We start from the raw sequence: 21,006 nt of genomic DNA, 5'->3' as shown, positions 1-21,006 counted from the left end.
TTTAAGACACCCCCTTCTGGTCAAAAGCCCGTCGCTTAAGTAACATGGCGGGCTGATAAACGATATAAATACAGCGAAACGATAGTGGCACAACGAGATTATGTACGCCGCGGCCAGCCGGCTCCTGCGCGGCGAAAAGCGAGCAACTCAAGGAAAAAGCAACGCAGCAGGTCTGCGGTCTCTCCAGCCATGGTCGCCATCGCGGCCGCCGTGCTGGTCGCCTTTATCGGTGGTCTGTACTTTATTACGCACCACAAAAAAGAAGAATCCGAATCGCTACAAAATCAAAAGGTCACCGGTAACGGCCTGCCGCCGAAGCCGGAAGAGCGCTGGCGCTACATTAAAGAGCTGGAAAGCCGTCAGCCAGGCGTGCTTGCGCCTACTGAACCTTCTGCAGGCGGCGAAGTGAAAAACCCGGATCAGCTGACAGATGAACAGCGCCAGCTGTTAGCGCAGATGCAGGCGGATATGCGCCAGCAGCCGACGCAGCTTAATGAAGTGCCGTGGAACGAACAGACGCCGGAACAACGTCAGCAAACGTTGCAGCGCCAGCGCCAGGCTCAGCAGCAGCAACCGCAGTGGACGCAAACGCAGCCGGTACAGCAGCCGCGTACGCAGACGCGTGTAGTGGAACAACCGGTACAGCAACAACCGGCTCGGACAACGGCCACTGCGCCGCGTCAAACACAGACGCAAACGCAGCAGCAGCCGAAAGCCGCCGCAACATCGCAGCCGTATCAGGATCTGTTGCAAACGCCGCCGCATACTACCGCAGCACAGCCGAAAGCGCAGCAGGCTGCGCCGATAACACGTGAGGCGGAAGCGCCGAAAACGCAAACGGCGGAGAAAAAAGATGACCGCCGCTGGATGATCCAGTGCGGTTCGTTTAAAGGCCAGGAGCAGGCAGAAACCGTTCGCGCCCAGCTGGCGTTCGAAGGGTTTGATTCACGTATCACCAGCAACAACGGCTGGAACCGCGTGGTACTTGGCCCGGTGAAAGGCAAAGAGAATGCTGATTCCACCATTAGCCGTCTGAAAATGGCGGGTCATACAAACTGTATCCGTCTCGCCTCCGGGGGTTGAAACCCCCGAAATCCCCCCCATCTATAATTGCATTCTGCCCCGTACGCTGTGCGGGGCGCTGTATTCTGCATTTGTAACCAAGGGGTCTGCTCGTGACAACAATCGTAAGCGTACGCCGTAACGGCCATGTCGTTATTGCCGGTGATGGCCAGGCCACACTGGGTAATACCGTAATGAAGGGCAACGTGAAAAAAGTCCGCCGCCTGTATAACGACAAAGTTATCGCAGGTTTTGCCGGTGGTACGGCCGATGCCTTCACTTTGTTCGAACTCTTCGAACGCAAACTGGAAATGCACCAGGGCCATCTGGTGAAAGCGGCTGTCGAGCTGGCAAAGGACTGGCGCACCGATCGCATGCTGCGCAAGCTGGAAGCGCTGCTGGCGGTGGCAGATGAGAACGCGTCGCTGATCATCACCGGTAATGGTGATGTGGTTCAGCCGGAAAATGACCTGATCGCTATCGGTTCCGGTGGGCCATACGCCCAGGCCGCAGCCCGTGCGTTACTGGAAAATACCGAGCTTGGCGCGCGTGAAATCGCTGAGAAGGCGTTGGATATTGCAGGCGATATCTGCATTTACACCAACCACTTCCATACCATCGAAGAATTACCCTCTAAAGCGTAAGGATCTCCCATGTCTGAAATGACCCCACGCGAAATTGTCAGCGAACTGGACAAACATATTATCGGCCAGGACGCGGCTAAGCGTTCTGTGGCAATCGCCTTGCGTAACCGCTGGCGCCGTATGCAGCTTGATGAAGAGCTGCGTCACGAAGTGACACCAAAAAATATTCTGATGATCGGCCCGACCGGCGTCGGTAAAACCGAAATTGCGCGTCGTCTGGCGAAACTGGCTAACGCGCCGTTTATCAAAGTTGAAGCGACCAAGTTCACCGAAGTGGGCTATGTCGGGAAAGAAGTGGATTCTATCATCCGCGATCTGACCGATTCCGCAGTGAAAATGGTACGTATCCAGTCGATCGAGAAAAACCGCTACCGCGCCGAAGAGTTGGCTGAAGAGCGTATTCTCGACGTGCTGATCCCACCGGCGAAAAACAACTGGGGCCAACCGGAGCAATCCGCTGAACCTTCAGCTGCGCGCCAGTCCTTCCGCAAAAAACTGCGCGAAGGCCAGCTCGACGATAAAGAGATTGAAATCGATCTCGCTGCTGCACCGATGGGCGTAGAGATCATGGCGCCTCCGGGCATGGAAGAGATGACCAATCAGTTGCAGTCCATGTTCCAGAACCTGGGTGGGCAGAAGCAGAAACCGCGTAAGCTGAAAATTAAAGACGCGATGAAGCTGCTGATTGAAGAAGAAGCCGCGAAGCTGGTCAACCCGGAAGAGCTGAAACAGGACGCTATCGAAGCCGTTGAGCAGCACGGGATCGTGTTTATCGACGAAATCGACAAAATCTGTAAGCGCGGCAACACCTCCGGGCCGGACGTTTCCCGCGAAGGCGTACAGCGCGACCTGCTGCCGCTGGTGGAAGGCTGCACCGTCTCAACCAAGCACGGCATGGTGAAAACCGATCACATTCTGTTTATCGCCTCCGGCGCGTTCCAGGTTGCCAGCCCGTCGGATCTGATCCCGGAATTGCAGGGCCGTCTGCCGATTCGCGTTGAATTGAAGGCGTTAACGACGGAAGATTTCGAGCGCATTCTGACCGAGCCAAACGCGTCTGTGACGGTACAGTACAAAGCACTGATGGCGACCGAAGGCGTGAATATCGAATTTACTGACGACGGCATCAAACGCATTGCGCAGGCTGCCTGGCAGGTGAACGAAACCACGGAAAACATCGGCGCCCGCCGTTTGCATACCGTGCTGGAACGCCTGATGGAAGACATCTCCTACGACGCCAGCGATCTGGGCGGTAAGACCATTATCATCGATGCCGACTATGTAAGTAAGCACCTTGATGCTTTAGTGGCAGATGAAGATCTGAGCCGTTTTATCCTATAATCCCGTTCACAACGTTTTCATCACACTCGATGGGGGCTTATGCCCCCATTTTTGTTGGCGTAATTTATGAACGAAACGCAATCTCTCAGCCTTACTCAGGCCTGGCTGGAAAGCCTGCGACCTAAAACATTACCGCTGGCATTCGCGGCCATTGTCGTGGGCACCGTGCTGGCGTGGTGGCAAGGTTATTTTGATCCGCTGGTCGCCGTGCTCGCACTGATCACCGCTGGCCTGCTACAAATCCTCTCCAACCTTGCCAATGATTACGGCGATGCAGTGAAGGGCAGCGATAAACCGGATCGCATTGGGCCGCTGCGCGGTATGCAGAAAGGTGCTATCTCGCTCGCGCAAATGAAACGAGCGCTGATTATCGTGATTGTGCTGAGTTGCATTTCCGGGCTGTTGCTGGTGACGGCAGCAACCCAGACGCTGGCAGATTTTATCGGTTTCCTCGTGCTCGGCGGCCTGTCGATCATTGCGGCGATTACCTACACCATTGGTAAGCGCCCGTATGGCTATCTCGGCCTTGGCGATATCTCAGTGCTGATTTTCTTTGGCTGGCTGAGCGTGATGGGAAGCTGGTATCTACAAACGCATATGCTGATCCCGGCGGTTATCCTGCCCGCCACGGCCTGCGGCCTGCTGGCGACTGCTGTATTGAATATCAATAACTTGCGTGATATCGACAGTGACCGCGAGAACGGCAAAAACACGCTGGTGGTGCGTTTAGGGCCAATCAACGCCCGCCGTTATCACGCCAGCTTGCTGATCGGCGCGCTGCTGTGCCTGGCGCTGTTCAACCTGCTGTCATTGCATAGTCTGTGGGGATGGTTATTTCTCCTTGCAGCACCGCTACTTATCAAACAAGTGCGCTTTGTGTTGCGCGAACGCGATCCGCGCGCTATGCCGCCAATGCTTGAACGTACGGTAAAAGGCGCATTGCTTACTAACTTATTGTTTGTTATTGGAATAATTCTCAGCCAGACACACCTTTAACTGATTAATGTCAATTAACAATTGATGATTTTGCCAACAGTGCGGGATGCGCGATATACTAACGTTTCTCGCATCAACTGAACGTTAATCCTATGAAATACGATACTTCTGAGCTTTGTGACATCTACCAGGAAGAGATCAACGTTGTAGAGCCGCTATTCTCTAATTTTGGCGGTCGGTCGTCTTTTGGCGGACAAATCATCACGGTGAAATGTTTCGAGGATAACGGGTTGCTGTACGATCTGCTCGAACAAAATGGCCGTGGTCGCGTCCTGCTGGTCGACGGCGGCGGTTCTATGCGTCGCGCGTTAATCGACGCCGATCTCGCACGCACTGCGGTGCAAAACGAGTGGGAAGGCATTGTGGTTTATGGTGCTGTGCGCCAGGTTGACGATCTGGAAGAGCTGGATATCGGCATCCAGGCGATTGCCGCTATTCCGGTTGGCGCAGCAGGTGAAGGCATTGGTGAAAGCGACGTGCGCGTCAATTTCGGCGGCGTCACCTTCTTCTCTGGCGACCATCTGTATGCCGACAATACCGGCATTATCCTTTCCGAAGATCCCCTCGATATCGAGTAAAAAAAGGGCGCCATCAGGCGCCCTTCTTCTTTTGCGTCAGACAACGCTTCGCTTATCCGATCCGAACGATTTCATGTTGTAGCAAGGCGGCAAGCAAATGAATTCCCGGCAGCACAGATAGCCTGACCGGAGTGAATGCGCGCAGCCAACACCGTGAAAGATAAAGCGTAATCAGACTTCTTCCATGCGGCCCAGCAGCGCCTGCAAACGCTCCTGCCAGCCATGCTGCTGCTCTTTCAGCTGGTTGTTTTCGCGCTCCAGCTCTTCGCGACTATGCTGTGCAGCCTGAACGTCCTGCGCCAGACTATTGTTCTTTTCTTTCAGCTCTTCGATTTCCATCTGCAACAGCGTGATGGTATCAATCGCCTGCTGCACTTTCGCTTCCAGTTTCTCGAATACTTCTAATGACATTGTCATACCTCTCCTGAGTTGCAAGGCGTTGATAGGTAAATCTTCGTCCCTAATACCGGCGACGCCTTAATAAAAATGAGCGCATTTCGCTTGCCTCCGATTGTATGAATCACGCCAGCCCCTGTCCAGCGCGGAGCCGCGCTGTTTGCGCTTTGCAACACTTTTCGTCCTCATCCTGGTGCAACAGCGGTGCCCGTCTCTAAATTGTTAAGAGTGAAGTTACAAAAATGATTCAGCTCACATTTCGATATGGTACAAAAACACCCCAATTCGCGCGAAAACGCTCATTTTATTGACGCAGTACACACATTTTAATTTCGATATTTCTCGTTTTTGCTCGTTAACGATAAATTAACACTATGTCTACACGACATCATGGGAGACGTTGGCCCCATGCTAACAATAACCATTACTCTTTAGCAGGATCCGATTATGAGTCAGACATCAACCTTAAAAGGCCAGTGCATCGCCGAGTTTCTCGGAACCGGGTTGTTGATTTTTTTCGGTGTCGGGTGTGTCGCAGCGCTGAAAGTGGCAGGTGCCACCTTCGGCCAGTGGGAAATCAGCATCATCTGGGGTCTTGGCGTGGCTATGGCCATCTACCTGACTGCAGGGGTTTCCGGCGCGCATCTTAACCCCGCGGTAACGATCGCACTATGGCTCTTCGCCAGTTTTGACGGGCGCAAAGTAACTCCCTTCATCATTTCGCAGTTTGCCGGCGCGTTTTGCGCAGCGGCGCTTGTTTACGGGCTTTACTACAATCTTTTCCTCGACTTCGAACATACGCACAATATGGTGCGCGGCAGCGTCGAAAGTCTTGATTTAGCGGGTATCTTTTCAACCTACCCTAACCCGCACATCAACTTTGTGCAGGCTTTCGCAGTTGAAATGGTCATTACCGCTGTTCTGATGGGCGTCATCATGGCGCTGGGTGATGATGGCAATGGTGTTCCACGCGGGCCGCTGGCCCCCCTGCTGATTGGTCTGCTGATTGCGGTTATCGGCGCGTCAATGGGGCCACTGACCGGCTTTGCCATGAACCCGGCGCGTGATATTGGCCCGAAAACCTTCGCCTGGCTCGCAGGCTGGGGCGACGTCGCCTTTACCGGCGGCAAAGATATTCCCTACTTCCTCGTACCGCTGTTCGGGCCGATCGTAGGCGCGGCGCTCGGTGCGTTCGGTTATCGTAAACTGATTGGCCGCCATCTGCCGTCAGGAACCAGTGAGGCGGCGGAAGAAAAAGGCACTGCCTCAACGACTCAACAAAAAGCTTCGCTGTAATGTGACTACGGGACTCTAACCATGACTGACAAAAAATATATCGTTGCGCTCGACCAGGGTACTACCAGTTCCCGCGCGGTTGTGATGGATCACGACGCCAACATCATCAGCGTTTCACAGCGCGAATTTGAACAAATTTACCCGAAGCCAGGCTGGGTTGAGCATGATCCCATGGAAATCTGGGCATCGCAAAGCTCCACGCTGGTCGAAGTGTTAGCGAAGGCAGACATCAACTCCGACGAAATCGCCGCCATCGGTATTACCAACCAGCGTGAAACGGCCATCGTCTGGGAACGCGAAACCGGCAAACCGATCTACAACGCGATTGTCTGGCAGTGCCGTCGTACCGCCGAGATTTGCGAGCAGCTCAAACGCGATGGCATGGAAGAGTACGTGCGCAACACCACCGGCCTTGTGATTGACCCGTACTTCTCCGGCACCAAAGTGAAGTGGATCCTCGATCACGTTGAAGGCTCCCGTGAACGTGCGAAGCGCGGCGAACTGCTGTTCGGCACCGTGGATACCTGGCTTATCTGGAAAATGACGCAGGGCCGCGTTCACGTGACCGATTACACTAACGCCTCGCGTACCATGCTGTTCAACATCCACGCGCTGGACTGGGACGACAAAATGCTGGATGCGCTGGATATCCCGCGCGCCATGCTGCCGGAAGTGCGCAAATCCTCCGAAGTGTACGGTCAGACCAACATTGGTGGTAAAGGCGGTACGCGTATTCCTATTGCCGGGATCGCCGGTGACCAGCAGGCCGCGCTGTTTGGCCAGCTGTGCGTGAAAGAAGGGATGGCGAAAAATACCTACGGCACCGGCTGTTTTATGCTGATGAACACCGGCGAGAAAGCGGTGAAATCCGAGCACGGTCTGCTGACCACCATTGGCTGCGGCCCGAAAGGCGAAGTGAACTACGCGCTGGAAGGCGCAGTGTTCATGGCGGGGGCTTCCATCCAGTGGCTGCGTGATGAAATGAAGCTGATCAGCGATGCATTCGACTCTGAATATTTCGCTACCAAAGTAAAAGACACCAACGGCGTATATGTGGTTCCCGCTTTTACCGGCCTCGGCGCGCCATACTGGGACCCGTACGCACGCGGCGCAATCTTCGGCCTGACGCGCGGTGTGAACGCTAACCACATCATTCGCGCCACGCTGGAATCGATCGCCTACCAGACGCGCGACGTTCTGGAAGCGATGCAGGCAGACTCCGGTATTCGTTTACACGCGCTGCGTGTGGATGGCGGCGCGGTGGCCAACAACTTCCTGATGCAGTTCCAGTCCGATATTCTGGGCACCCGCGTAGAACGCCCGGAAGTGCGTGAAGTGACGGCGCTGGGCGCGGCCTACCTTGCTGGTCTGGCGGTCGGTTTCTGGCAGAATCTTGATGAATTGCAGGAAAAAGCGGTCATCGAACGCGAATTCCGCCCTGGCATCGAAACCACCGAGCGCAACTACCGTTACAGCGGCTGGAAAAAAGCCGTTAAACGCGCGCTGGCGTGGGAAGAACACGACGAGTAATCCTGCCACCTCTCCCCTCCCCCGTTTGGGGGAGGGGATCAATCCTCTCCCCCTCTCCCTGTGGTAAACTTTGTGCAATTTCTTTCACTACAGAGTGTGTTATGAGACGAGAACTTGCCATCGAATTCTCCCGCGTTACCGAGGCTGCGGCGCTGGCTGGCTACAAGTGGCTGGGACGTGGCGATAAAAACACGGCGGACGGCGCAGCGGTAAACGCTATGCGCATCATGCTCAACAATGTCGACATTGACGGTACCATCGTCATTGGCGAAGGGGAGATCGATGAAGCGCCGATGCTGTTTATCGGTGAGAAAGTCGGCACAGGAAAAGGCGACGCCGTGGATATCGCGGTCGATCCTATTGAAGGCACCCGCATGACAGCGATGGGCCAGGCAAATGCGCTGGCGGTACTGGCTGTCGGCGATAAGGGTTGCTTCCTGAATGCGCCGGATATGTACATGGAAAAACTGATTGTCGGCCCAGGCGCTAAAGGCGCTATCGACCTCAATCTGCCGCTGGCGGATAACCTGCGCAATGTCGCTGACGCGCTGAACAAACCCCTGACTGAATTGACGGTCACCATCCTTGCCAAACCGCGCCATGACGCAACGATTGCAGAGATGCAAAAGCTCGGCGTGCGCGTTTTTGCCATTCCCGACGGCGATGTCGCGGCGTCCATTCTTACCTGTATGCCGGATAGCGAAGTCGATGTGCTGTACGGTATCGGCGGCGCGCCGGAAGGTGTGGTTTCCGCAGCGGTGATACGCGCGCTTGATGGTGACATGCAGGGACGTCTGCTGGCGCGCCATCAGGTGAAAGGCGACAGCGAAGAGAACCGCCGCATCGGCGAACAGGAGCTGAAACGCTGCCGTGGCATGGGCATTCAGGCGGGCAACGTGCTGCGTCTGGACGATATGGCGCGTAGCGATAATGTGATTTTTGCGGCAACCGGCATCACCAAAGGCGATCTGCTGGATGGCATTACCCGCAAAGGTAATATCGCCACCACGGAAACGCTATTGATCCGCGGGAAATCGCGCACGATTCGCCGCATTCAGTCCATCCACTACCTCGATCGTAAAGATCCGGATGTGCAACGCCACATCCTGTAAGGCTATTTGTTCAATTGAGCTTTCCGGCCCGCACGGGCTGGAAATCTCCCTCCACAGGCACGAAGATAAGGCAACGCAACTGAACAGGAGATAACCATGGCGGAATGGGTAACAGGAAAAGTCACTAAGGTGCAGTTCTGGACCGATGCGCTATTTAGCCTCACCGTGCATGCCCCCGTTAACCCCTTCACTGCCGGGCAGTTCGCCAAACTTGGTCTGGAAATTGACGGCGAGCGCGTTCAGCGCGCTTACTCTTACGTCAATGCGCCGGGTAACCCCGACCTCGAGTTCTATCTTGTCACCGTACCGGAAGGCAAACTCAGCCCGCGCCTGGCAGCCCTGCAACCGGGAGACGAAGTGCAAATTGTCAGCGAAGCCGCCGGTTTCTTTGTGCTTGAGGAAGTACCGGATTGCGAAACGCTATGGATGCTGGCCACCGGCACCGCCATTGGGCCATATCTGTCGATTTTGCAGGAAGGCAAGGATCTGCAACGCTTTAAAAATCTGGTGCTGGTGCACGCCGTGCGCTATGCCGCGGATCTCAGCTACTTGCCGCTGATGCTGGAACTGCAACAGCGTTATGAAGGGAAACTGCGTATTCAGACGGTAGTCAGCCGGGAGACGATTTCCGGCTCACTGACCGGACGCGTACCGGCGTTGATTGAAAGCGGTGCGCTGGAAGAAGCCGTCGGGCTGCCGATGAACACCGAAACCAGCCATGTGATGCTGTGTGGCAACCCGCAAATGGTACGCGATACCACACAACTCCTTAAAGATTCCCGGCAAATGACCAAGCACCTGCGCCGCCGACCGGGGCATATCACCGCAGAACACTACTGGTAATCAGCGATACTTCACTTCCAGCGTCTCTTTGCCATATTTGTTTTCTCCCTGGGTGCCGACAAACGCGCCCAGGTCGATCAGCATCATGACAATAATCACCACCGGAATCAGACGTCCCACCGCCCATTCCAGCGTGCCGTTCAGCACTTCCCAGTGGCCGGAAAGCAGCATCCACGCCAGCACCATCAGCAATCCCCACGCGCCATGACGGCCGCGATCGTGCAAACGTTTCACCATTACGCAGGCAGTCGGCCAGATGAGGCACACCAGAATAAACGCGGCCATCTGGAAATCGAGCATTCCACTGTTTGCCAGCGCAAACAGCACTGTCATGCTCACTACCCAGAGGATGATCCAGACCCAAAAGTCGCGTCGACCAATGCGCCCTTTAAACGAAAACAACCACTGCTGTATGCCCATGTAAGGTTCCTTATTATCGTAATGCTGCGTAGTTTACCCTGGCAGCGGGAGTTTTTGACAAGCCAGCCCGATATCGTTTTAATCGTGAGCACACTTTAGAGAGGGCGATGTAATGAAAGCATGGCGTTACCCGATTTGGCTGCTCTTCTCAGCGCTGATCTTCGGCTCCCCGGTGTGGGCGGAAGAGACGCCTGCCACAGCAACCGCGCCCTACCTGCTGCCGGGCGCGCCGACATTCGACCAGTCGATCAGTCAGTTCCGGGAAAAATTTAATACCGACAACCCGACGCTTCCGCTGAACGAGTTTCGCGCTGTTGATGGCCGTAACGATCAGGCGAACCTGACGCGCGCCGCAACAAAAATTAACGACAATCTTTATGCATCGACAGCGCTGGAGCGCGGTACGCTGAAAATAAAGTCGATGCAAATCACCTGGCTGCCGGTACAGGGTCCAGAGCAAAAGGCGGCGAAAGCGAAAGCCCAGGAGTATATGGCAGCGATAATTCGCGCGTTTTCGCCGACGATGACTACCGCGCAAAGCGGGCAAAAGCTGCAAAAGTTGCTGAATAACGGCAAAAACAAACAGTACTACGCGGAAACAGAAGGCGCAGTACGTTATGTGGTGGCAGATAACGGCGAAAAGGGGCTGACCTTCGCTGTTGAACCGATTAAGCTGACGCTATCTGAATCGCTTGAAGATAACAATAAATGACAAAAAGCAAAGCCTTTCAGGGGATGAATCTCTATACTGTTTCACAGACCATGCTGCCCTGAAGGGCGGCCATATTCCTTAATTCGCCAAGCGCGTGGAGAGTAAAAATGCGACATCCTTTAGTGATGGGTAACTGGAAACTGAACGGCAGCCGCCACATGGTAAACGAACTGGTTGCAAACCTGCGTACCGAGCTGGCTGGCGTAACGGGCTGTGCGGTCGCGATTGCGCCGCCGGAAATGTACCTGGATCTGGCTAAACATGCTGCTGACGGTAGCCACATCATCCTGGGCGCGCAGAACGTCGACGTTAACCTGTCCGGCGCTTTCACCGGTGAAACCTCTGCCGAAATGCTGAAAGATATCGGCGCAAAATACATCATCATCGGCCACTCTGAGCGTCGTACTTACCACGCAGAATCCGATGAATTCATCGCCAAAAAATTCGCCGTACTGAAAGCGCAGGGCCTGATCCCGGTACTGTGCATCGGTGAAACCGAAGCAGAAAACGAAGCGGGTAAAACCGAAGAAGTCTGCGCACGCCAGATCGATGCTGTGCTGAAAACCCAGGGCGCGAGCGCGTTCGAAGGCGCAGTGATTGCCTACGAACCGGTTTGGGCGATCGGTACCGGCAAATCCGCAACTCCGGCGCAGGCGCAGGCTGTACACAAATTTATCCGTGACCACATTGCTAAAGCAGACGCGAAAGTGGCTGAGCAAGTGATCATTCAGTACGGCGGTTCCGTGAATGCAGGCAACGCCGCAGAGCTGTTCACCCAGCCGGACATCGACGGTGCGCTGGTTGGCGGCGCGTCCCTGAAAGCTGACGCTTTCGCCGTGATCGTCAAAGCAGCAGAAGCCGCAAAACAGGCGTAATGCTGTTGCATGGCGGGCGGCGCTTGCGCTTACCCGCCCTACGCAAAGCCAGGCCCGGTATGCGCTAACGCCACCGGGCTTTTTTACACCTATCCTCTCCTGCAGAAATAAGCGCATCGCTATCCGGCAATGTCAGACCGTTACAGTTTCCCCAGCACGCTAAACCACGCGTAATCCAGCGGTAACAATATCAGATACGTCACCACTGCCAGCGCCAGACAGAACAGCATTCCCGCGCGTGCCGGCACTTTCCCCAGCGCCATAGCTACCACAATCGGCGACGCCTGATACGGCAACAGCGGCGTGGAGTAGCCCAGCACCTGAATCATAATGACCGACAACAGCGGGAATCCGGTCGCGTCAGAAAAACTCTGCGCCAGCGTGGTAAACAGCGCCGGAACACCGTTGGCGGTCATAATGAAATTGAGTGCCGTGGTGATGCCCGTCAGCGCAAGAAAACTGGTGAACGGGTTAGCTGGATCGAGTGGCATCACCCTCAGCAACGCTTCCCCGACCGCACTGCCGATACCGGTTTGCGTCACCGTGATCGCCAAGCCCAAAATCCCGGCAACGTAAATACAGGTGCGGATATTCACCCCGCTGGAAAACTCGTCGCCATTGATAAAGCCAATGCGCGGCAGCAAGGTGACACAGGCCGCCGCCAGCCCGGTCCACGCCGGACCAATACCGTGCCAGCTCTCCGTCACCCACATCGTCAGCACCACCGCCAGCAGCCACGCCAGCCGTTTCTCCTCCCGGCTCATCGGCGCAGAAATGGCCTCTTCACGCGGTGCCTGCGGCTGCCCCGGAAACAGCCAGCAGATCAGGCCAATCAGAATAACGCCTTTCAGAATGCCGAGTACCGGCGTGTGCAACAGCAAATAGGGAAGATAGTTGAGATGGATGCCATAAGAGCCTTCCGCCGCACCGCTCATCACCAGATTGGGAACGTTGGCGGGCAGTATAGTGGCCGAAAGCTGGAACGTGCCGAAACCGACGGCCAGCGCCAGCCCGTACCATGAACGTGTACCTTCCTGAATGCCCGATCGCGCCGCCATCGCTGCAACGATCGGCATCAGCAGCGCAATGCGTCCCATATTCGACGGCATCACAAAAGCCAGCGCATAGCTCAACAGCACGACGCTGGCGACCATTTGCAGCCATGATGTTGTCAGCCTCGATGACAACGCGCGGGCGGCTCTGTCCGCCAGACCGGTTTTACGGATCGCCACGCCCAGCACAAAGCCGCTGAACACCAGCCAGAATGCCGAAGAAGCAAACCCACCGAAGACCACCTCCGGCGGCGCGATTTTCGCCACCATCGCTGCGGTAAAGAACAGCAGTGCAGTAATAAACTCCGGTAACAGCGAGGTCGCCCACAGCACAATGGTGATGCCGACAATTAACGAGGGAAGGAACAGAGGGTGAGTAAGCCAGAGCGACATGCCTGTCTCCTGTAGATTTTTTCAGCAAGTCTACGGCGACAGGCAGGTTGAGTAAACGCGAATTATAGTGGGGTTATTTGAGGATATCGCATTGATGATCCTGAATTTCCTCCGCAGAAGCGCGATTAAGCGCCAGCAGATTACGCTCGGTTGCCAGCAGCACAAATGAGCCGTCCGCCTGTTGCACCATCGCCAGCGCAAAACGCCCCATATGCGCTTTTGCTTCCGGGATTTCTTCCGCCAGCATCAGGAACGGGCTACGCTGCACCAGTTCTGCTTCCGTCACGCGTCGGGCCAAATATTGATGGCCAAGCAAACCGCCCGGGAATTCCAGCCACTGGCTGCTAATACGCGCGGCATTATCATTTAACTGCCGACGTACATCGGGGCGCAGACAAGAGATGTGAATGTGAAAGTGGTTTTGTGTACGCCCCATGCGGGAGTTGATGGTCAGAGAGATGGCATTATCCGGCACTTCGCTGCCGCGCAGTTTGCTCATCACATCGCGGGATTGCCACGCCTGCCAGAAAAAGTTTGGCGTTGTCGCTTGCAGCAGCAGCGGGCTTTCCGTGCCGTTGATGCGATAAGTCGACATCAACAGAAATTGCAGCGGCCCATTGCGATCTTTCATCAGCACGTAACCACTTTTCAGGTTCACCTGCGTACAGGGAGCGGGCGAATTATGTTCGCGGGCATTTGGCAGGCATTGCCCGATAACGATCTGCCGCAACGCGTCCGGATTGCCGCGACCTTTAAACCAGTATGCAGTTCCCGCGCCCGCCAGAACAACCAGCACTAACAGGGCAATGATAAGACGACGTACGGTTTTCATATTTCCGCTTCCTTTGCTGAAAGAACCGGAATGATAGCGCAAAACAGCAGTGAAGTCGGAAATCCTGGATTTTACGCAGGTGTAAAAACAACATCGCCCTCAAAAGAGGGCGATGTCTGGAGGATTAGCGTTTGCTGATTTGGTCGAACGTACCGCCGTTAGAGAAGTGCTCTTTTTGCGCTTTGGTCCAGCCGCCAAACTCATCATCAATGGTGAAGAGTTTCAGTTTCGGGAACTCACTCGCGTATTTCGCGGCAATTTGCGGATCGCGCGGACGGTAGAAGTTCTTCGCGACGATCTCCTGACCTTCCGGCGAGTAGAGATATTTCAGGTAGGCTTCAGCCACTTTCTCGGTGCCTTTTTTCTCGGCAACTTTATCAACGACAGAAACCGTTGGCTCAGCGAGGATCGATTCGCTCGGCGTCACGATTTCAAACTTGTCTTTGCCCAGTTCGTTGGTTGCCAGCAGCGCTTCGTTTTCCCACGCAATCAGCACATCACCAATGCCGCGTTCAACAAAGGTACTGGTTGCGCCGCGCGCGCCGGAATCCAGCACTTCAACGTTTTTATACAGCGCCTTCACGAACTCTTGCGCTTTTGCCTGATCGCCATTGTTATGGTGCAGAGCGTAGCCCCAGGCTGCCAAATAGTTCCAGCGTGCGCCGCCGGAGCTTTTCGGGTTCGGCGTAATAACGGAAATGCCCGGTTTTACCAGATCGTTCCAGTCATGAATCTGTTTCGGGTTGCCTTTGCGTACCAGGAAGACGATGGTTGAGGTGTAAGGCGCGGAGTTGTCCGGCAGGCGTTTGATCCAGTTTTTATCAATACGACCACGTTCAGCGATAGCGTCAACGTCATAAGCCAGCGCCAGCGTCACAACATCGGCATCAATGCCGTTAATTACCGAGGTCGCCTGTTTGCCAGAGCCGCCGTGAGATTGACGGATCACAACATTATCGCCGGTCTCTTGTTTCCAGTGCGCGCTAAACGCTTTGTTGTACTGTTCGTACAGCTCACGCGTTGGATCGTAAGACACGTTTAATAACTGGATGTCCTTAGCCAGAACGCTGGTGGAAGCCAGCAGTAAAGTAATTCCCACGCCCCATTTATTCATCGCCCACTCTCTTTGGTTGTGTATTTTGATAAGACCAGCGTGCCAGAAAGATAATCAATGATTAAAGAATAAAAAAAGATTGGCTATAACTATGAGGAATAAACAGACATAAAAAAATGCCCTCATACCGAGGGCATTTTCATGCGATCAGAAGAGTTTCTTCGCGCAGTCCAGCCAGTCGCCTTTGAACGGGCGCTTCATGTTCTCGATAGCGTCGATAATGTCGTGGTGAACCATTTTTTCGTTCTGGATACCGACGCAGCGACCGCCAAAGCCCTGCAGCAGCAGTTCAATAGCGTAAGAACCCATACGGGATGCCAGGATACGGTCGTAAGGCACCGGAGAGCCGCCACGCTGAATATGGCCGAGAACGGTCGCACGCGTTTCACGCTGTGTTTCGCTTTCGATATATTTTGCCAGCTCGTCAATGTCGCAGATGTGCTCAGTGATCGCCACAATCGCATGTTTTTTACCTTTGGCGATACCGGCTTTGATTTCTGCAACTAGATCTTCACGGTTGAATTCTACTTCTGGCAGAACGATAAACTCACAGCCGCCGGCAATTGCCGCAGCCAGAGTCAGGTCGCCGCAGTAACGGCCCATCACTTCAACGATGGAGATACGCTGGTGGGAAGAAGAGGTATCACGCAGGCGGTCAATCGCTTCAACGACGGTTTGCAGCGCGGTGAAATAACCGATGGTGTAGTCCGTTCCCGCAACGTCGTTATCGATGGTGCCCGGCAGACCAATGCACGGGAAACCCATTTCAGTCAGGCGTTTGGCGCCCATATAAGAACCGTCACCACCGATAACAACCAGGGCATCGATGCCGCGTTTTTTCATGTTCTCAATAGCCACGGCACGGATATGCTCTTCGCGGAATTCCGGGAAGCGGGCAGAGCCGAGGAATGTACCGCCGCGGTTGATCATATCCGATACGCTGTAGCGGTCGAGTTGGATCATGCGGTCTTCGTACAGGCCGAGGTAACCATCATAGATACCTGCAACTTCCAGACCTTCTGTTAATGCGGCACGGACGACCCCGCGGATCGCGGCATTCATGCCTGGCGCATCACCGCCACTTGTCAACACACCGATTTTTTTAATCATGACTACCTCTGAACTAGGAATGCAAAATAAATTCTGTGGCCCGAAGCGACTCCCCACGGGAGCGAACAACTATGCTGCAAATAGTATATCAATCACTGCTTGCTGAATTGATTCAGGTCAGCCCAAATGGCGGTAATTTATACACAAAAAACGGGTCTGGCTCACTTTTTTACAATGGAATACGAATGCACTGTTGTGCTTAACGTCCCTGAGGTACGACAGAGCAGGGATCCTGGTGAATAATTACATCCGATCCCGGAAAACGTTGCAGAATGGCCTGCTCTACCTGCTCAGCCACGAGATGCGCCTGAACCAACGGCAGGTTATCGTCCATTTCTAAATGTATTTGAATAAAGCGGGTCGGCCCTGACTGCCGCGTGCGAAGATCGTGCGCGCCGCTAACGCCTGGCCAGGCAGTGACGATATCCACAATCTCCCGGCGCTCTTCGTCGGGTAACGCTCTGTCCAGCAACGCCTGAACCGCTTCATAACCCATGCGTAACGCGCTATACAGAATATAGCTGCCAATCCCCAGTGCAAACAGCGCATCCGCCCGGTGCCAGCCGTACCAGGACAGACCAAGCGCGATGAGAATTGCACCGTTCATCATAACATCAGACTGATAATGAAGCATATCCGCCCGCACCGCCTGGCTGTGGGTTTTACGTACCACCCAACGCTGAAAAGTGACTAATATCACAGTACTGAATAACGCGATTAGCGTCACGGTAATACCAATCCCGGCAGCACGAAGCGGCTCGGGGTTAGCCAGATGCTGAATACCGGTCAAAAACAGAAACAGCGCCGAACCGGAAATAAACATACTTTGCGCCAGCGCGGCCAACGACTCCGCTTTACCATGCCCGAAAGTATGTTCTTCATCAGCGGGCTGCAACGAGTAACGCACCACTAACAGGTTGGTCAGCGATGCCGCGATATCCACCAGAGAATCCACCAATGCCGCCAGAATACTTACCGACCCGGTGAACCACCATGCAAAAATTTTAATTAACAGTAGTGACGATGCCATGACGGTCGCCGCGACTGCTGCCCGGGTAATCAGCCGCCCATAGGATTGATTCATAAACGCTCCTGCTTTGTCCTGCGGGAATTATAACGGATGGCATCGGTGGGAATAGTACGATTAAGCGTAAGATTGTTTGATAGTGAAGTGCATTGCGACAGAGAATCAACGACGAGTAACGATCACCTGGGGAAGATTCTCCTCCCCAGGTGATCTTAAAAAGATCGGGCCTTTGAAATCACTCAGTCACATTGTCAAACAGTGAAACAGAATACAGCCACGATGGCGCTTCACCAATTAAGTTATTATAACCATTGTAATCATTATAAATTGGCTCTTGGCAACCATGATGTTGCATATAATTTACAGATAACATACCCGAGTGGATAAAATATTTATCAACCAATGATGCCACACAGAAATAAGGCTTTTGGTTGGCATTTTTAACGAATTGTGCAATAGCTTCCTTATCACTCGACTTAATAAAAACAGGTACATCGCCAAGCTCCAAAGGATTCACATCCTTTTTAAAAGTAAAGTCATCATCTTTTTCTCCCACGGACAAAAAAAGATGATGGGGTAATACATTCCTATCATAGAAATATTTATTAAGAGATGGTTTATGATCACCATAAACGACAACGAGAGCATCCTTATCGATTTCTTCAATTTGATCCAAAAAATCTGACAGACGAGAAACAGCTTCCTCTGCCCTAGATCTATAAACAGCCTCGCCAGAATCATTCACATAAGGGAAAGGACCATGGGTTGACATTGTTATTAGATTCATAAAAATAGGCTTTCCGTTCTTCTCACGCAGCTTTTTTAATGCCGCCCGATATAGTAGGTAATCATCCGCCTGAACCACATAAGGCTTCTTGCCTTTGCTCAACTCAGCTGGTAACTCCCCCATCGCAAATATATCTTCAAATTGGTCGAAACCAAACTTAGGATAAACTGCAACTCTTTTCCAGAAGGCCCGATCATTATTATGTGCGGCGAATGTATAATAATTACTACGTTTTAATACACTAGCAAAAGACTCAGCATTATTTTTAAATACATCCGCATATTCTTGATAAAGGATGCCGGAAAGTAATCGTGTATTACTGGGTAACCCAGTTAACATCTCAAACTCTACGTTAGCCGTACCTCCACCATATACAGGAGAGGTTGCCCGGAATGTAGTCATTCCGTGGTTCAGTAAAGGCTGGAAAATATCCTTGAAATTATTATTGTCATACCAACATGACTCACATAAAATAAATATTATAGTTTTATTAATTGGTTGCGTTGGGGTATAGCTTTTACGGAAAGAATGATACTCATCTATTCCTTCCTTACTAATCTTAGGCGCCGCAATCCGCACACTAGTCTGAACCAAATGCATCGGCAAACCATGAGCTACAGCATTTCCAGGCCAGTTCCATGAGAAATAATCCATTTCATATTTATAATTAAGCTTACTGACACTTTCTTTTACCAAAACAGGAACAGAATCTGATGCAGTTAAATACGGGGAAAAAGCCATAGGTATAGTAATAGAAAAAAGTATCGCAATGACTTTTGATTGTGTTTTCTGCGTTTTTAATTTCTTATCCAAAAAAAACAAAAATATACCAACAAATATCACTTCGAAACAAAAAATAAAGTTATCTACAGTAAGATACTTCGCCGCAAGTGAAATGTTTGAACCTGCAATAATATCATTAAACGAAAGCGGCTCACCGGTAAGTGAAAATTTTTGTTGACTAATAAAGTTAATAACAAAAGAAGTCAGCACTACAAGGAAAAGAGAAAAAAAGACTCTTAACTTCATTAAACGAAGAAGCAAATAAATACAAATAACTGGTGAGGACATCCAATAAACTCTAATTAATTCATTACTATTTATACCGTTCTGGCTCTCACCCAATACACCCAATACGGATTTAAGGAAAAAAACCAATACGAAAACGAAAAGAACCTCCACAACAAGTTCTTTCAAAATTCTACTACTATTTTTTTCTAAATAGGCTGCTTCAATTCTCTGCGACATACCCTGAACCCCAAATATATTCCATGCAAATCAAAGAATTACAAAATAATATTCTATTATAATACATGTGTTTTTTGGAAAAAACTCACAATTGAGGATTTGTTTGCAAGAGTATGACAGAAAAATTAAAATTTTGATAAAAAACCTCATCATGGATGGGAAAGACAGGAATGGTAATTTAAACCCATGCCTATCAACATGAAATAAAAGGATTTATTTCATGCAGCATCCACCCTGCGATCACATTGACACAAAATCCGCTCTACAATCGCAGGACGTTTTCCACATCCACAAATTTTGTTGTCCTGAAATCGTCGGGCGTGGTCTGACTGGCTTCAGATATAGCGCTGTAGTGACTCCAGCGTTACAGATGTCGCACTACGTTAACGTTTTGGCATTGGTGATAACGCTCCTTGGTGGTATCTGTCCTGTAACAGCGGGTACGCGCATGAGCGGCATGTTGGCATAACGGGCAATGGAACATAATGAGCACCTCGACGGTTTGAGCAATGTCGAAATTTTACGATAAAAACCTTTAAATAACAAAAAGTTAAATCAATAACATCACTCATCGTTTTCTGATTCGTACTCAACCTCAGAAAGCTTTATTTCGAGCTCTACGCCCGTCGTGAAGCCATTATTATTGAGGTTATGAGTTACCCTACTAATCAACCACGCCTGCTCATCTATGACGCTCTTAAACCCTGAGACTTTAACCGGCGTTTCCGGGTAGAGATCGGCACGCCCGACGGCCAGACTTATCGAGAACTCCGCAACACCGCGCTGTAGCTTGTCCCATTTCGCCTGCGCCGCCCGCATGGCCTGGGCTTTTGTGGCATACACCGTTGTAAGCGCAAATACGTTATCCGCCTCACCGCCCAGATATTCGCCCTCGCGGGCTTCCGGTACTCTGGTTTCCTTCTTTCTGGCTTTGGCTTTCGGATGCTGTAGCGCGCGTAAATGCTGCTCTTTGGGCTTGCGCTTCACCTTCACTTTTTTCGGTTTCGGGTCTTTGGTGTGAAGCCACTGAGCCGTAACGCCGGTATAAGCTCCCCGGTCGGCAATCGCAAACTGGTGCCGGTCACCATCGCTGCGGGCGATCGTCACCTGGGAATGCGTTTGCTGTTGACGGTCGTTGCATTTCCGGCTTTGATGAAAAGTCATTTATCCATCTTGACCGACACCTCGCCGCCGTTCCGGTTAGCCAGACGCGTCAGGAATCTGGCGTCGGATTCCTGCGTCTGGTCGATATGAGGGATATGAATCCCGGCCAGCGCCGGGGTGACACTCGCGGTCAGCTTGTTGCGCGCGGCGATCACCGCCACGATATCGCCGAGGGTTTTGTCATGCCAGGACTCCTCACGCCGGGAATTCAGCGTCCCGCGAAAATCTGCGCTGCGGGCGCGGATAGTCAGCCACTGGAGCCAGTCGGTGATATTGCCGCCGGTCTGCACGCGACAGCGCCCGACGTTAAGATCGGTTTCGACAATAACGCCGGTGCGTATCATATTGCGGATGGCGCGGGCAAGTTCGTTAATGTTTGCTAGTGTGTTCATACAACGAAGCATGCAGCCACAAATATAAAACAGCAAAATATGTAGCTTTATTGACACATGAAACAACAGAGAGTAGAAAAAT

The 21,006-nt window shown here is 52.5% G+C and carries 19 protein-coding genes and 2 pseudogenes; 11 read left to right on the top strand and 10 right to left on the bottom strand.

All coding sequences use genetic code 11. The features are described from left to right. The first annotated feature begins 84 nt into the window (after positions 1–84). The 5 genes from ftsN (at position 85) to rraA (ending at position 4,621) form a co-directional block, all read left to right on the top strand. Positions 85–1,083 carry a cell division protein FtsN gene (gene ftsN, locus DK872_RS24205; protein WP_161518920.1) on the top strand — a complete coding sequence of 333 codons (999 nt, stop codon included), beginning with the start codon at positions 85–87 and terminating at the stop codon, positions 1,081–1,083. Between the two features lie 92 nt (positions 1,084–1,175). Next, on the top strand, positions 1,176–1,706 hold the full coding sequence (gene hslV, locus DK872_RS24200; protein WP_007369227.1) for an ATP-dependent protease subunit HslV: 531 nt from the start codon (positions 1,176–1,178) through the stop codon (positions 1,704–1,706). A 9-nt stretch (positions 1,707–1,715) separates the two neighbouring features. Further along, on the top strand, positions 1,716–3,047 hold the full coding sequence (hslU, locus tag DK872_RS24195; protein ID WP_007369228.1) for an HslU--HslV peptidase ATPase subunit: 1,332 nt from the start codon (positions 1,716–1,718) through the stop codon (positions 3,045–3,047). Between the two features lie 66 nt (positions 3,048–3,113). Further along, complete coding sequence (menA, locus tag DK872_RS24190; RefSeq protein ID WP_035889179.1) at positions 3,114–4,043, top strand: 1,4-dihydroxy-2-naphthoate polyprenyltransferase; 930 nt, start codon at positions 3,114–3,116, stop codon at positions 4,041–4,043. Between the two features lie 92 nt (positions 4,044–4,135). After that, entirely contained in the window at positions 4,136–4,621 is a 486-nt protein-coding gene (gene rraA / locus DK872_RS24185; protein WP_007369230.1) for a ribonuclease E activity regulator RraA, read from the top strand. Positions 4,622–4,792: 171 nt separating this feature from the next. Here rraA and zapB read toward each other — a convergent pair whose 3' ends face one another. After that, positions 4,793–5,038 carry a septal ring assembly protein ZapB gene (gene zapB / locus DK872_RS24180; RefSeq protein ID WP_007369231.1) on the bottom strand — a complete coding sequence of 82 codons (246 nt, stop codon included), beginning with the start codon at positions 5,036–5,038 and terminating at the stop codon, positions 4,793–4,795. 426 nt (positions 5,039–5,464) lie between these two features. Between zapB and DK872_RS24175 the strand changes: the two genes are divergently transcribed. From DK872_RS24175 to fpr, 4 genes are all read left to right on the top strand, one after another. Next, positions 5,465–6,313 carry an MIP/aquaporin family protein gene (locus DK872_RS24175; RefSeq protein ID WP_007369232.1) on the top strand — a complete coding sequence of 283 codons (849 nt, stop codon included), beginning with the start codon at positions 5,465–5,467 and terminating at the stop codon, positions 6,311–6,313. Positions 6,314–6,334: 21 nt separating this feature from the next. Continuing rightward, entirely contained in the window at positions 6,335–7,843 is a 1,509-nt protein-coding gene (gene glpK / locus DK872_RS24170) for a glycerol kinase GlpK (RefSeq protein ID WP_007369233.1), read from the top strand. Between the two features lie 101 nt (positions 7,844–7,944). After that, positions 7,945–8,955: a class II fructose-bisphosphatase gene (glpX, locus tag DK872_RS24165; RefSeq protein ID WP_007369234.1), complete on the top strand. Its 1,011-nt coding sequence runs from the start codon at positions 7,945–7,947 to the stop codon at positions 8,953–8,955. Positions 8,956–9,051: 96 nt separating this feature from the next. Next, entirely contained in the window at positions 9,052–9,798 is a 747-nt protein-coding gene (gene fpr, locus DK872_RS24160; RefSeq protein ID WP_007369235.1) for a ferredoxin--NADP(+) reductase, read from the top strand. On the opposite strand, the gene DK872_RS24155 is transcribed toward fpr, so the two are convergent. Continuing rightward, the gene (locus tag DK872_RS24155) at positions 9,799–10,218 is read right to left on the bottom strand and encodes a DUF805 domain-containing protein (RefSeq protein WP_007369236.1); all 420 of its coding nucleotides are present in this window, start codon (positions 10,216–10,218) and stop codon (positions 9,799–9,801) included. 112 nt (positions 10,219–10,330) lie between these two features. Here DK872_RS24155 and DK872_RS24150 point away from each other — a divergent pair, with 112 nt between their 5' ends. Together DK872_RS24150 and tpiA are read left to right on the top strand one after the other, a co-directional pair. Further along, on the top strand, positions 10,331–10,930 hold the full coding sequence (locus DK872_RS24150; protein ID WP_007369237.1) for a YiiQ family protein: 600 nt from the start codon (positions 10,331–10,333) through the stop codon (positions 10,928–10,930). A gap of 107 nt (positions 10,931–11,037) precedes the next feature. Beyond that, a complete protein-coding gene (gene tpiA / locus DK872_RS24145) occupies positions 11,038–11,805 on the top strand; it encodes a triose-phosphate isomerase (RefSeq protein WP_007369238.1) in 768 nt (255 codons plus the stop codon). A 140-nt stretch (positions 11,806–11,945) separates the two neighbouring features. On the opposite strand, the gene DK872_RS24140 is transcribed toward tpiA, so the two are convergent. The 8 genes and pseudogenes from DK872_RS24140 to DK872_RS24105 form a co-directional block, all read right to left on the bottom strand. Then, positions 11,946–13,250, bottom strand: a complete 1,305-nt coding sequence (locus tag DK872_RS24140) for an SLC13 family permease (RefSeq protein ID WP_072441548.1) — start codon at positions 13,248–13,250, stop codon at positions 11,946–11,948. A gap of 73 nt (positions 13,251–13,323) precedes the next feature. Then, positions 13,324–14,082, bottom strand: a complete 759-nt coding sequence (locus tag DK872_RS24135) for a CDP-diacylglycerol diphosphatase (RefSeq protein WP_161518919.1) — start codon at positions 14,080–14,082, stop codon at positions 13,324–13,326. Between the two features lie 124 nt (positions 14,083–14,206). Further along, positions 14,207–15,196, bottom strand: coding sequence for a sulfate ABC transporter substrate-binding protein (locus DK872_RS24130; RefSeq protein WP_007369241.1), 990 nt, complete (start codon positions 15,194–15,196; stop codon positions 14,207–14,209). Positions 15,197–15,343: 147 nt separating this feature from the next. Then, positions 15,344–16,306: a 6-phosphofructokinase gene (pfkA, locus tag DK872_RS24125; protein WP_007369242.1), complete on the bottom strand. Its 963-nt coding sequence runs from the start codon at positions 16,304–16,306 to the stop codon at positions 15,344–15,346. 199 nt (positions 16,307–16,505) lie between these two features. Beyond that, a complete protein-coding gene (fieF, locus tag DK872_RS24120) occupies positions 16,506–17,390 on the bottom strand; it encodes a CDF family cation-efflux transporter FieF (RefSeq protein WP_071921762.1) in 885 nt (294 codons plus the stop codon). 178 nt (positions 17,391–17,568) lie between these two features. Beyond that, positions 17,569–19,368: an LTA synthase family protein gene (locus DK872_RS24115; protein WP_071921761.1), complete on the bottom strand. Its 1,800-nt coding sequence runs from the start codon at positions 19,366–19,368 to the stop codon at positions 17,569–17,571. Positions 19,369–19,608: 240 nt separating this feature from the next. Continuing rightward, positions 19,609–19,852, bottom strand: a pseudogene (locus DK872_RS27675) (ogr/Delta-like zinc finger family protein). An 80-nt stretch (positions 19,853–19,932) separates the two neighbouring features. Then, positions 19,933–20,783 (bottom strand): annotated as a pseudogene (locus tag DK872_RS24105) (contractile injection system protein, VgrG/Pvc8 family); the annotation flags it as partial. Between the last annotated feature and the right edge of the window lie 223 nt (positions 20,784–21,006).

The sequence above is a fragment of the Kosakonia sp. MH5 genome (assembly GCF_009935945.1).
GTDB classification, from domain to species: domain Bacteria; phylum Pseudomonadota; class Gammaproteobacteria; order Enterobacterales; family Enterobacteriaceae; genus Kosakonia; species Kosakonia radicincitans.
This window is presented reverse-complemented; position numbering and strand designations above follow the sequence as displayed.